The following is a 12,852-nucleotide window of genomic DNA, read 5'->3' on the forward strand; positions in this document are numbered from 1 at the left end:
GTGTGCCTCCTTGCACTCCTCCCGCGTGTGCGGGACGGATGGTTATGTGGTCAGCTCGTTGGTCAGTCGCAGGTCCGCGACGGACCTGCCGGTACGCAGCCGGTAGACACCCGGCGGCGTCACCCAGTCCTTGGTCTGCGGGTCCCAGACCTGCAGCGCCCGGGCCGGGACGGGTACGCGGACGGTGGCGCTCCCCATGGCGGGGACGTCGGCGACCGCGAAGCCGCCGAGCCACCGCACGGGGCGGCTCGGGCCGCCGTCGGGCGCCTCGATGTACACCTGGACGACCTCGCGGCCCGCACGACGGCCGGTGTTCCGCACCGTCACGTACACGGTCAGGGTCGACGGGGAGCCGTGGGCCTCGCCCCGGGCGAGGACGGCGTCCTCGTAGTCCCAGGTGGTCCAGCCCAGGCCGTGCCCGAAGGGGGCGGCCGGAACGGGTGCGTCCGAGCCGGCAGAGCCGCCGTCGGCCGCGGCCCCAAGCCGGCGTTCCCAGGCCCGGTAGCCGATGTCGGTGCCCTCGGCGTAGTCGACGACCCCGTCGACCGGCCGCGCGTGCGGCACCGGGACGTCCTCGAAGCGCGCGGGAAGGGTCCACGGCAGGCGGCCGGACGGCTCGGTGACGCCGGTCAGCACGTCGGCGAGCGCGGTGCCCGCCTCCTGCCCCGGCAGCCAGCCCCACAGCACGGTCGGCACATCGGCGAGCCAGGGCAGCAGCACCGGCGCACCGGCGTTCACGACGACGACGGTGCGCGGGTTGGCCGCCACGACGCGGCGCACGAGCTCGTCCTGGTTGCCCGGCAGGTTCAGGTCGGGGCGGTCGTAACCCTCGGACTCGACCTCGGCTGTGGTGCCGACGACCACGACGGCGACGTCGGCAGCCGCGGCGGCCGTCACCGCCCAGGCCAGCTCGTCCGCCACCGAGGGACCGGGCAGCCGGTGCACCAGGGCGGCGCGCACGAAGTGCCCGTAGCCCACCGCGTGCACGACCTGGAGAGTCGCGTCGAGGACCGCGGACCCGCTCGCCGCGACGAGCTCCGCGATCGGGTGGTTGTGCCCCGAGGAGAGCACGATGCCCTCGTCCACGCGGATGTCGCCCTCGGCGACCCGGGCGCCGTCGATCGTCACCCGGTGCACACCGACCGTGCCGACGCCGAGCTCGTGCTCGCCCGCCTCGTCGAGGCGGACGAGCGCCCGCAGCCGGACGGCGTCCGCGTCGGGCCGGACGTCGTGGAGCCAGCCGGTCCACTCGCGGGCCGTGTACTCCTCGAGCGTGCTGCCGTCGGCGGCGAGGAGCTCGACGTGGAGCCCCGGCTCGCCGGTCGCCGGGTCGGTGCACCGGTCGACGTCGAGCTCCGGCGGGTTGTGCAGGGCGCGCGCGCCGGCGAGCAGCGTCACCTCGGAGCCCTGCGGCAGCGCGGCGCGCAGCTCGTCGGCCGGGTACGTGAGGCGGTCGGGGTGCACGAACGACGAGCCACCGCCCTGGAAGAACGGCTCGACGGCCGCGGGGCCGAGCAGCGCGACACGCAGCGGCCGGGCCGGGTCGTGGCCGAACGGCACCAGCCCGGCGTCGTCCTTGAGCACGACGACGGAGCGCGCGGCGAGCTCGCGCAGGAGCCGCTCGGCGGGGGGCTCGGCGGTGCTCGCGGCGGCATGGTCGATCGCGGCGTGGACACCGGCCGCGACCACGCCCGTGCGGTCGGCCGCACCGTCGTCGGGCAGCGTGAGGCGGCCGGTGCGGCGCGCGAGCCGCAGCAGGCGCAGCACCTTGTCGTCGAGCTCGGACTCCGCGACCTCGCCGGAGCGGACGGCGTCGAGCAGGCCGTCGCCCCAGGCGCCGTCAGGCCCGGGCATCTGCAGGTCCAGGCCGCCGCGCACCGCGGGCGCCACCGACTGGGTGGCGACCCAGTCGCTGACGAACAGGCCGTCGTAGCCCCACTCCTCCTTGAGGAGGTCGACCACGAGCGGGCGGTGCTCGAGGAGCCTGGCGGAGACGCCGCCGGTGTCGGCGCCGTTGTAGGCGCCCATCACCGACCACGGGCCGACGTCGCGCACGAGCCGCTCGAAGGGCGCCAGGTAGGCCTCGCGGAGCGTGCGCTCGTCGAGCCGAGCGAGGTAGCGCGTGCGCTCGGTCTCGGAGTCGTTGGCGACGTAGTGCTTGACGCACATCCCGACGCCCCGCTCCTGCGCGGCGCCCACGAGCGCCACCGCGATCTCGGCGGTCAGGTGCGGGTCCTCGGAGTAGCACTCGAAGTGCCTGCCGCCCACGGGCGTGCGCTGCAGGTTCACCTGCGGGGCGAGCACCACGTCGACACCGTGCCGCTTCGCCTCGGCGGCGAACAGGGCACCCGACCGGCGGGCCAGGTCCAGGTCCCAGGTGGCCGCGAGGGCGGACGGCGCGGGGAACATCGCCGAGGTCCCGCCGCCCGGGCCGCGCACGCCGACCGGACCGTCGGACATCACCACGGGCTCCAGCCCGAGGCGTGGCACCGCGGTGGTCGCCCACATGGAGGCGCCCACGACGAGCGACACCTTCTCCTCGGTGGACAGCTCGTCGAGGAGACGGAGCAGCTCGGGCTCCGGGGCGGTGGCCTGCGAGGTGGCGGCCTGCCTGTTGACGGCCTGCGTGGTGCTGGCCTGTCGGGTGATTGCCTGCGATGACAACGTGTGCTCCGTTCAGCGTCGGACGGCTGCCACGCATTCAACCACACTTACTTACTGGTTAGTAAGCCCGTTCACCCCGTATCGTATGGGCATGTCCGAAGCGACCGAGCAGGCTGCCCCGAAGACCAAGCGACCGACCCGCGCCCACCGGCGGGAGGAGATCCTCGCCGCGGCCACGCGGGTCTTCGGGTCCAAGGGCTATCACCAGGGCTCGCTGGTCGACGTCGCCGCGCAGGTCGGCATCACGCACGCAGGCGTGCTGCACCACTTCGGCAGCAAGGACAAGCTGCTGTGGGAGGTGCTCGAGTACCGCGACCGCGTGGACGTGCAGCACCTGGAGGGCAAGCACATCCCCGGCGGCATGGACCTGTTCCGGCACCTGGTCACCACCGCACGCCTGAACGCCGACCGGCGCGGCATCGTGCAGGCGTACGCGGTGCTCACCGGCGAGTCGGTGACCGACGGGCACCCGGCGTCGAGCTGGGTGGCCCACCGGTTCTCGGTGCTGCGCGGCGAGATCTCGCAGGCGGTGCTGACGATCGCGCAGGAGCGCGACGTCACGCTGCCCGACGGCGAGGCCGAGCGCGCGGCCAACTCCGTCATCGCCCTGATGGACGGCCTTCAGCTGCAGTGGCTGCTCGACCCGGACGCCGTCGACCTCGCGGAGTCCACCCGGTTCGCCATCGAGTCGATACTGACGGCGACGCTGGGCAGCCCGGTGGAGATCACGGTGGCGGTCACCGTGGAGGTCACGGACCCCGGGGCTACCACTCCGTCCTGAGCCGCCGGTGCTCCCGCTCGCTAGGCGGCACGTCCATCTTCTGCAGGGTGAACCCCATGATGTCGCTGAACACCGGAGCGGCGACGTCGCCACCGAAGATCGAGCTCTTCGGGCTCTTGAGGAAGACGGCGACGGTGTACCGGGGGTCGTCGGCAGGGGCGACGCCGATGAACGACGCCATGTAGGTCCAGCCGTTGCCCGCGGGCATCTGCGCGGTACCGGTCTTGCCCGCGATCCGGTAGCCGGGGATGTCGGCGTTGGTGCCGGTACCGCCGTCCTCGGTCACCGTCTCCATCATCCTGACGACCGTGTCGGCGGTCTCCTCGGAGATGACCCGCTTCCCCGGCTCGCGGTCGGCCGGCGTCACCGTGCCGTCCGGGCTCGTCGAGCCCTCGAACAGGGTGGGGGTCATCCGCACCCCGCCGTTCGCCACCGTCGAGAAGACGCTCGTGGCCTGCATGGCGTTCACGGAGAGACCCTGGCCGAACAGGACCGTGTACTGCGTGCGGCCGTCCCAGTCGGCCACGTCGTCGGGCGGCATGAAGCCCACCGACTCGCCGGGCAGCTGCAGGCCCGTCGGCTGGCCGAAGCCGAACTTCTCCAGGTACTCCTGCCGCTCCTGCAGGGGGATCTTCTCGCCCGCCTGGACGGTCCCGGTGTTCGACGACTGCGCCAGGATCCCGGTCAGCGTGAGCCGCTGCACCGGGTGGTCGTGCGAGTCGTGGAAGGTCTGGCCGTTCGGCGCCGTGTACGTGTCCGGCACCGAGAACCGGCTCTCCGGGGTCCAGTGGCCGCCCTCCAGCGCCGCTGCCGTGGTGATCACCTTGCCCGTCGAACCCGGGTCGAAGACGTCCTTGACCACGCGCGAACCGTCCGCCACCGCGTCGGTCGAGCGGTCGTTCGGGTCCACCGAGTCCGAGTCGGCGAGCGCCAGGATCTCGCCGGTACGGACGTCCTGCACGATGGCCATGCCGTACGCGGCGCCGGTCTTCCGCTTGGCCTCGTCGAGCGCGTCCTGGGCCTTCCACTGGATGTCGTGCACCAGCGTGAGCCTGACGTCGCTGCCCGGCACCGCCGGCACCGACTCCTGCCCCGCCGCCGGGATCCGCAGCCCGTCGAGGCTGCGCTCGTAGGTGTCGGTGCCCGCGGTGCCGGCCAGCAGGTCGTCGTAGGCCATCTCGATGCCGCCCTGGCCGGTCTGCTCGCCGTTCACGAACCCGACCAGCGAGCCCGCGACCGTGCCCGCCGGATACGTGCGCCGCGAGGTGAGGTCGGTCCGGACGTACGCGCGGATCTCCAGCGCGGAGATGGCGCGCTGCACCTCTGGGACCACGTTCTTGGCGAGCACCTTGTAGCGGGACTTGCCGACGAGCTGGGCCGCCAGCTCGTTCTTGGGTATGTCGAGGATCGGCGAGAGCAGGTGCGCGATGCCGAGCGCGCCGTCCTCCACGCCGCGCGCCGCGCCGCGGAAGTCCTTGATCGCCACCGGGTCGCCGACCACCGTGTACCGGTCCACCGACGTCGCGAGCAGCTCGCCGTCGGCGTCCGTGATGTCACCGCGGTGTGCCGGCGTGACAGCGGTCGCCGTACGGGCCGCCTGCGCCTTCTCGGCGAGGCTCGGACCCTCGATGAGCTGCACGTGGACGAGCCGCACCAGGAAGATCAGCACCACGAGCGCCGCGATGCCGACCAGCCAGCGCTGCCGCGCCTCCGGCCGGCCCGGCCGGGGCGGCAGCGGGCGGGCCACCCGGGAGCGGGCGGGCGACTGGGCGGGGCGTGTCGGGGCCGCGCTGCTGCCGGGTCCTGCGGGCGCCTGAAATCCCAGCCGGGTGCTCGTCGCACGGGGCTGGGACTTCTTGGGCTGGGCCTTGGGCTGAGGCTTCTTCGGTTGGGCCTTGGGCTGGGCCTTCCCGGGCTGCGCCTTCGGCTGAGGCTTCTTGGCCTGAGGCTTCTTGGCCTGAGGCTTCTTGGCCTGGGGCTTCGGCTGAGCCCGCTTGGGCTGAGGCGTACCGGACTGCGGCTTGCGGGGCTGGGCAGAACGAGCCTGGGCACCGCGCGGCTGCGTGGAACGCGGGCCGGCAGCGCGCCCCGTCGGGGTGCGCTGCCGGCCCGGGTCCGACGTCGGGCGGGTCACTGACCCGTTCCCTTCACCACCTTGCCAGTCTCGATACTGACCATCGTCGGGTTCTCCGCCGGGATCATGCCGAGGCTGCGGGCCTTGTCGTCCAGGTTCGTCTCGGCGGCGCTCAGGTCCTCCTGGAGGCCCTGCACGTCCTGAGCGGTCTGCGCGACCTCACCCTGCAGCTTGGACATCTCGTAGGAGCCACGCGCGAGCGTGGTGTTCAGGACCAGCACCGCCACGAGCGAGCCGATCATCAGGGTCGCGCACAGCACGAGGAACGGCACGCGGCTCTTCGCGTGCAGCGGCGCGCGGACGGCGTCGAGGCGGCGGCCGCGCTGGCCGGCACCTCCCGAGATCGCGGTCAGGGGCGCTCTGCGGGTACGGGGCAGCTCGGCGGGACGAGCGGCGCGGGCCGTCGCAGCGGTCGTGGCACTCATCGGCGGTCCTCCTTCGCGGTGTGGTGCTGGGTGTTGCGGTTGAGCAGGTGGTCAGGCGTGGGGCGCAGACGCCGGGCGGCGCGGAGCCGGACCGAGGCGGAACGCGGGTTGCGCTCCAGCTCCTCGGCGTCGGCTTCCTCCGCGCCCCGGGTGAGCGCCTCGAGGTAGGGCCGGTGCGTCTCCGGCTCCACGGGCAGTCCCGAGGGGGCGGACGACGTCGTGCCCTGCGCGATGGCACGCTTGACGATCCGGTCCTCCAGGGACTGGTACGACTCCACGACGATCCGGCCGTCCACGGCGAGCGCCTCGATCGCGGCGGGCACGGCGCGCTCGAGCACCTCGAGCTCACCGTTCACCTCGATCCGAAGTGCCTGGAACGTGCGCTTGGCCGGGTGTCCGCCGGTCTTGCGCGTGGCCGCGGGGATGCTGGCCCGCAGCAGGTCGACGAGCTCGCCGCTGCGGTCCCACGGCCGCTCCGCCCGGAGCCTGACGATGCCCTTCGCGATCCGGCTCGCGAAGCGCTCCTCGCCGTACTCCCGCAGGATCCGCGCGAGGTCGCGCTCGTCGTACGTGTTGAGCACGTCGGCCGCCGTCAGCCCCTGGGTGGAGTCCATACGCATGTCGAGCGGCGCGTCCTGCGCGTACGCGAAGCCCCGCTCGGCCTCGTCGAGCTGCAGCGAGGACACCCCGAGGTCCATGAGCACACCCTGCACGGAGCCGCCGGCGTGCTCGGCGACGACCTCGCCGATCTCGTCGTAGACCGCGTGCACGGGCGTGAACCGGTCGCCGAACCGGGCCAGCCGCGCACCCGCGAGGGCGAGCGCCTGAGGGTCCCGGTCGATGCCGATCACGCGGGCCGTCGGGATCTGGTCGAGGACCGCCTCGGTGTGGCCGCCCATGCCGAGCGTGCAGTCCACGAGCACCGAGCCGGGCGCGGCGAGCGCCGGCGCGAGCAGGTCGACGCACCGCTGGAGCAGCACCGGGAGGTGGCGGTCGGCGGCGTCGCTGTTGGTACCTGGACGGTTGTCGGTCGCGTTCATCGGTGGCTCCTTTCCTGCGTCGTGCCCTGCTGTCCTGCTTGATGTCCTGCTTGGGGTCCTGCTTGGCGTGCTGCTGAACCTGCAGGAGCCGGCCGTCCGGTCAGGTCTCCCTCCGCACGGTTCCGGCGGCGGGGAAGTGCGCCGGATCCAGCGGGAGGAGGCCTGGCCGTACGGCCGCCTGCCTCGCCCTGCCCTAGAAGCTGTCTAGAAGCTCAGCCCGGGGAAGATCTCCTCGGCCTGATCGATGTAGTCGGGTTCGGTCTGCTCCTGATATGTCGACCAGGCCTGCGCGTCCCACACCTCCACGCGGCTCCCGACCCCGATCACGACCACTTCGCGATCCAGGCCGGCGTACTCGCGCAGGTGTGACGGGATGGAGACCCGGCCCTGCTTGTCCGGTACTTCGTCGCTAGCTCCCGCGAGGAAGTTTCGCGTGTAGTCCCGTGCAGCCTTGCTCGTCACCGGCGCCTGCCGGATCTGGGTGTAGATCTGCTGGAACTCGTCCATCGGGAGAAGGAAGAGGCACCGCTCCTGCCCTTTGGTCATCACCAGACCGCTGGACAGACGCCCCCGGAACTTCGCGGGAAGGATCAACCGGCCCTTCTCGTCCAGCTTCGGGGTGTACGTACCGAGGAGCAGACCCAGACCCGCGAAATTTTCTGCCATCGCAGCCATGGGCCAGCACCTCCTCTCGCTCCCGCACACTCCACGCTACTCCACTTTCCACCACACCACTCGGAAAAACGATGGGGAGAACTACCCACAGACCCTCAATGCGCAGGTCAAAGAGGTAAAGAGTGGGTGGAGTAAATTCGCGCCGGGCGCGGCGTGGAATGTCGGAGTAGTTGGCACCGAGCCGCGCTCCCGCGCCAGTCCACAGCCCTGGCAGGGGGCGGATCCCGCCGGGCAAACCACCTTCTGGGACCTGTGAAGACTGCGTGACGCAGACAACTCAGTGCTTTACATCTCTACTACGCTGGACCAGCCGGGCAGCGTGAGCCGCTCCGGCTCCGAATCGGCGTGGCTTCGCGCCGAAAACCCCGGCCGGTAGCTCGGCCCTGATGGAGGTCTCCACCTGTGCACACGGAACCCGCCGCGCCCGGCCTCGCGGAAACTCACTACAGCGGCGGGGCCGCCCCGCAGGCGGCGCCCGGGTCGGGTGCGCTCGACGAGCTGGTGGAAACCATGGCTCGCGTCCGCGGAGCCGTGGAGTCGGTGGTCACCGGCCGGCCGGGACTGGCCGACATCACCCTCGCCGTCCTGCTGGCCGAGGGCCACCTGCTGGTCGAGGACGTGCCCGGTGTCGGCAAGACGACGCTCGCCAAGGCGATCGCCCGCAGCATCGACTGCCACGTCGGCCGTATCCAGTTCACGCCGGACCTGCTGCCGAGCGACCTCACCGGCGTCAACATCTTCCGCACCGGGAGCCACGAGTTCGAGTTCCGGCCCGGCCCGGTGTTCAGCAACATCGTGATCGGCGACGAGATCAACCGCGCCTCCCCCAAGACGCAGTCCGCGCTGCTGGAGTGCATGGAGGAGGGCCAGACCACCGTCGACGGCACCACGCACCAGCTGCCGCGGCCGTTCCTCGTCGTCGCCACGCAGAACCCCGTGGAGATGGAGGGCACCTACCCGCTGCCCGAGGCGCAGCGGGACCGCTTCATGGCGCGCATCACCGTCGGCTACCCCGACGTCGACGCCGAGATCCTCATGCTCGACAGGCAGGAGACCAGCACCCCGCTGGCCCACCTCCAGCCCGTGACGGACGGGCGCTCGATGCTGCGGTTCTCCCAGCTCGCGCGGTCCCTGTACGCGTCGCCGTCGGTCAAGCGGTACGTGGTGGGCCTGGTCGGGGCCACACGTGAGCACGCGGGCCTGCGCCTCGGCGCGTCGCCGCGCGCCTCGCTCCAGCTCCTGCGCGCCGCCAAGGCGATCGCCGCGATGGCGGGCCGCGACCACGTACTGCCGGACGACGTCCAGCGGCTCGCCCGGCCGGTCCTGGCGCACCGCCTCATCCTCACCACCGAGGCCCGCCTCAGCGGTGTGACCCCCGAGACGCTCGTGGACGAGATAGTGCAGCGCACGCCGGTGCCCGCCCTCGGCCCCGCCGACCGGCGCAAGTTCTGAGCGGCCAGGGCGACAAGCACATGACGTGGCGTGACACGCTCGTCCGGATCAGCAGGGTCAGGCTGACCCCGCGAGGCATCGGAGCGGCCTGCCTGGGTGGTGCGATGGTGCCCCTCGGCCTGGTGCTCACCCTGCCCGACCTGGTCGGGCTGGGCGCGGCCGCGCTGCTCGCCGTCGCGGTGGCCTGGGTGGCCATCGGGACCCAGCGGCTCGAGTCCGGGCGCGGTGCCCTGCACGTGACCCGTGCCGTGACCCCGAACCCGGTGGTCCGCGACCGGACCGCGGAGGTAAGCCTGCTCGTCTCCGCGCACCACGCCAGCGGCGCCGCGTACGAACGGCTGTCCCGGCTGCGGCTGTCCGAGCAGGCGGCGCACGAGCTCGCCGGCCACCAGGGCATCCGGGCCCGGGTGTCGGCCCGCGCCGACCGGATCGCCGTGCACTACTCGCTGACCCCGACGCGGCGCGGGCGCTGGTCGCTCGGCCCGCTGCTGACCACCCGGACCGATGTCTTCGGCCTGGTCCGCGCCACCCAGCCGCTGGGCGCCGCGACGCACGTGCCGGTGTGGCCGCGCACCGTGGAGCTCGCCGTCCGCACGCGTTCGGTGGGCGACGTCGACCACTCGGCCACGGGCGCGCGCCTGCAGTCGACCGACGACTCGGTGCTGCGCGAGTACGTGGCGGGCGACGACCCGCGCCGGGTCCACTGGGCGAGCGCCGCGCGCCGCGGCCAGCTCATGGTCCGCGCCGACGAGAGCGCCGGCGTACGCCCGGTGACCGTCCTGCTCGACCGCTCGCTGCTGCCCCACTGGCAGGAGGCAGGGAGCCCGCGCCGTCCCGCGGCCGTGGACGACGGCGAGTGGGCGGTGGAGCTCGCCGCCTCGATCGCCACGTCGTTCCTCGACGCCGGGCACCCGACCCGCCTGCTGACCACCACCGTCGCCCCCAGCCTGGAGGGCGAGCGGTTCGCGACGACCCGGGCGAGCCGGTCGGCGCTGCTCGACGCCTGCGTGGACATCCGCGGGCACCGCGGGTCCGCCGAGGGCAATCACGCGACCAGCACGACCGCGCGTGCGCTCCGGCTCGCCAGGACACCCGGCGAGATCGTCATCGCCGTGCTCGGCCCGCACGACCCCGACGCCCGCCACAAGCTCGCCGCCCTGGGCGCCGAGGGCACGTGCTGGGCGATCCTGGTGACCCCCCGAGGAGCCGGGTTCCAGCACGAGATGGACGAGACCGCGGCCGAGCTGAGCGCGTCCGGCTGGCAGGTCAGCACGTCAGAGGCCCGGACCGACCCGGAACGCGCCTGGGCCCTGCTCGCGGAGCGTGCACGATGATCCCCGCACACCGCGGACCGCTGGTCCGCACGGTCGCCTCGGGCGTCCTGGTCGCCATCGCCGTCATCGCGTCGATGCACGCGCTCACCCTCGTGATCGACCCCGGGCCGTGGCTCACGGCCGGCACCACCGGCGTCGTCCTCGTGTCCGCCACCAGCTGCCTGGTGCGCTACCTCCTGCTCCGGGCCGCCGTCGACCGGGCCGCGGCACGCCGCGCCGCGGGCCAGGGCCTGAGTGCCGACCGGGCCGCCGACCGCGCGTCGGGCAACGCCTCGTTCATCGCGACGGCGGCCGGCGTGCTGGTCGCCTGCTGGTACGTGCTGGCCCGGTACGGCGGCCCCGGCCAGCGCTTCGAGCCGTTCGTCGGACCGGACTCCCTCGACCAGGTCATCGAGCGGTTCCGGCAGGCCACCGAGACCATGAGCACGCAGGTGGCTCCGGTCGGCCCGGGTGAGGCCATCAGCATGGTCGCCGTGGGTGGCACGCTGCTGGTGCTGCTCGTGGTGGACTCGCTCGCCGGTGCCCGCATGCCCGGCTTCGCCGGCGTGCCCCTGCTGCTCCTGTGGACCCCGCCCCTCACCCTGATCGGCGAGGTGCAGTGGCAGGTCTTCCTCATCAGCGTCACCGCGATGCTCCTGCTGCTCACGGTCGACCCGGTGGGCGTGACCCCCGGCCGGCACAGCGAGTCCGACTCCGCGGCGGTCCGCCGTGCCCAGCGGTTCCGCTCGTGGATCACCGCGGTCACGGCCGCGGCGGTCGCGGCGGCGTCGCTCGGCGTCGCCACGGGCATGGCAGCGCTGCCCGCGCTGGCCGGGACGTGGAGCCAGCTCATCTCCACGCCGTCCGACACGGTGGAGCTCTCGTCGGAGCTGGACATGCGCCAGCCCCTGAGTGCTCGCTCCACGAGCACCGTGCTCACGTACACGCTCGCGGGCGACGAACCGGCCGGCCCCCTGCGGGTCATGACCCTCACGGCCTTCGACGGCGTCCAGACCCACCGCTCGGTGTCCGAGGGTGGCCTTGCCGAGTTCGACTCGTCCACCGTCCTGGCGCCCGACGGCGAGGGAGGGGCCGGCGAACGTCGCCGGATGGACATCCAGATCGGGCAGCTCACCGGCGCAGAGCTGCCGCTGCCGCTCGAGCCCCGCACCGTCGACGTCAGCGGCGACTGGGCCTACGACGCGCTCCGGGACGAGGTACGCGGTCCCGGCGGCGCCGAGCCCGGCGCCCCGTACAGCGTCGAGATCATCGACCGGCAGCTCACGCCGGAGGTGCTGCGCGCCGCGCCGACGTCCGGCGACCCACGGTCTGCCGGCTACACCGAGGTGCCCGAGACCGAGCACCAGGCCGAGATCGCCGCGTACGCCGAAGACGTCGCCGGGGACGCACCTACCCGGTTCGACGCGGCGGTGGCGCTGCAGAACCACCTGCGGTCGGGCGCCGGGTTCGTGTACGACCCGGACGCCGACTACCGGGGCTCGTCCGACACCGTCTGGGACTTCCTGCAGGACAAGGAGGGGTACTGCACGCAGTACGCCCTGTCCATGATGGTGATGGCGCGCAGCCTGGACATCCCCGCGCGGATCGGCATCGGCTGGCTGCCCGGCCGGCCCGACGGGAACAACGGCTACCGGGTCACCGGCCAGGACTCGCACGCCTGGCCCGAGATCTACTTCCCGACGGTCGGGTGGGTCCGGTTCGAGCCGACTCCCCAGGTCCAGACGGGCCCGCTGCCCGCGTACGCCAACCCGGGTGTCGGCAGTGCCCCCAGCGCCTCACCCACGGCCCCGCGGGCCAACGAGGTGCCGACGCAGCAGCCGACCCGGGACACGAAGCAGACCGACCCGGCTGCCACGCCGGGCGGGTCGTCCGGCAACGACGTCTCCGACCAGACGCTTCCCGGCTGGGCCTGGGTCGTCGCGGTGATCATCGCGCTCGGCGTGCTCGGCGGTGCCGCATGGCTGCTGCTGCGCCGGCGGGCCGAGGTGGAGGTGCTCGACCCCGAACGCGCCTGGTCGCGTGTCCTTGCGCTGCTCGCGGAGCAGGACGTGCGGCTCGGCCCGTCGGTCACCCTGCGCAGGGCTCCGGCCTTCATCGCGGACGAGGTGCGCACCCGGACCGGCACACCCCTGCCCGACGACGTCGCGGAGCGGCTCACCGCGCTGGCCGACGCCGCGGAGGAGGAGCGTTACGCCCGCACGTCGACGCCGCCCACCCCGGAGGAGCTCGAGGAGCTGACCACCGCGATCACGACGGACCTGACCCACGCCCTGACCACCAAGCCCTGACCGTTGGCGGGTATGACAGGAGCCGGGCCCCGCGGGGCCCGGCTCCTGTTCATGTGGCC

Annotated in this window: 9 protein-coding genes; 4 read left to right on the plus strand and 5 right to left on the minus strand. The window is 73.0% G+C overall.

Annotation, left to right across the window (positions count from 1 at the left end; translation table 11 throughout):
- Positions 1 to 42: 42 nt before the first annotated feature.
- Complete coding sequence (locus ACNYC2_RS16490; protein ID WP_419702827.1) at positions 43 to 2,664, minus strand: beta-glucosidase family protein; 2,622 nt, start codon at positions 2,662 to 2,664, stop codon at positions 43 to 45.
- Between the two features lie 91 nt (positions 2,665 to 2,755).
- Between ACNYC2_RS16490 and ACNYC2_RS16495 the strand changes: the two genes are divergently transcribed.
- Positions 2,756 to 3,445 carry a TetR/AcrR family transcriptional regulator gene (locus ACNYC2_RS16495; protein WP_419702828.1) on the plus strand — a complete coding sequence of 230 codons (690 nt, stop codon included), beginning with the start codon at positions 2,756 to 2,758 and terminating at the stop codon, positions 3,443 to 3,445.
- Here the strand turns inward: ACNYC2_RS16495 and ACNYC2_RS16500 are convergent.
- The 4 genes from ACNYC2_RS16500 to mraZ form a co-directional block, all read right to left on the minus strand.
- A complete protein-coding gene (locus tag ACNYC2_RS16500) occupies positions 3,429 to 5,579 on the minus strand; it encodes a penicillin-binding transpeptidase domain-containing protein (RefSeq protein WP_419702829.1) in 2,151 nt (716 codons plus the stop codon). The genes ACNYC2_RS16495 and ACNYC2_RS16500 overlap by 17 nt on opposite strands.
- Positions 5,576 to 6,004, minus strand: coding sequence for a hypothetical protein (locus tag ACNYC2_RS16505; RefSeq protein WP_357446187.1), 429 nt, complete (start codon positions 6,002 to 6,004; stop codon positions 5,576 to 5,578). Before ACNYC2_RS16505 ends, ACNYC2_RS16500 begins: the two co-directional genes overlap by 4 nt.
- The gene (gene rsmH, locus ACNYC2_RS16510) at positions 6,001 to 7,044 is read right to left on the minus strand and encodes a 16S rRNA (cytosine(1402)-N(4))-methyltransferase RsmH (protein WP_419702830.1); all 1,044 of its coding nucleotides are present in this window, start codon (positions 7,042 to 7,044) and stop codon (positions 6,001 to 6,003) included. Before rsmH ends, ACNYC2_RS16505 begins: the two co-directional genes overlap by 4 nt.
- A 204-nt stretch (positions 7,045 to 7,248) precedes the next feature.
- On the minus strand, positions 7,249 to 7,719 hold the full coding sequence (gene mraZ / locus ACNYC2_RS16515) for a division/cell wall cluster transcriptional repressor MraZ (protein WP_116674600.1): 471 nt from the start codon (positions 7,717 to 7,719) through the stop codon (positions 7,249 to 7,251).
- A gap of 402 nt (positions 7,720 to 8,121) precedes the next feature.
- Between mraZ and ACNYC2_RS16520 the strand changes: the two genes are divergently transcribed.
- From ACNYC2_RS16520 to ACNYC2_RS16530, 3 genes are read left to right on the plus strand one after another with little or no spacing between them, the layout of a single operon-like run.
- On the plus strand, positions 8,122 to 9,171 hold the full coding sequence (locus ACNYC2_RS16520) for an AAA family ATPase (RefSeq protein ID WP_419702831.1): 1,050 nt from the start codon (positions 8,122 to 8,124) through the stop codon (positions 9,169 to 9,171).
- A gap of 20 nt (positions 9,172 to 9,191) precedes the next feature.
- Complete coding sequence (locus ACNYC2_RS16525) at positions 9,192 to 10,505, plus strand: DUF58 domain-containing protein (RefSeq protein WP_419702832.1); 1,314 nt, start codon at positions 9,192 to 9,194, stop codon at positions 10,503 to 10,505.
- Entirely contained in the window at positions 10,502 to 12,793 is a 2,292-nt protein-coding gene (locus tag ACNYC2_RS16530; protein WP_419702833.1) for a transglutaminase domain-containing protein, read from the plus strand. Before ACNYC2_RS16525 ends, ACNYC2_RS16530 begins: the two co-directional genes overlap by 4 nt.
- The last annotated feature ends 59 nt before the right edge of the window (positions 12,794 to 12,852 follow it).

The organism is Promicromonospora sp. NFX87 (genome assembly GCF_048564965.1).
Classification (GTDB): Bacteria; Actinomycetota; Actinomycetes; order Actinomycetales; family Cellulomonadaceae; genus Promicromonospora.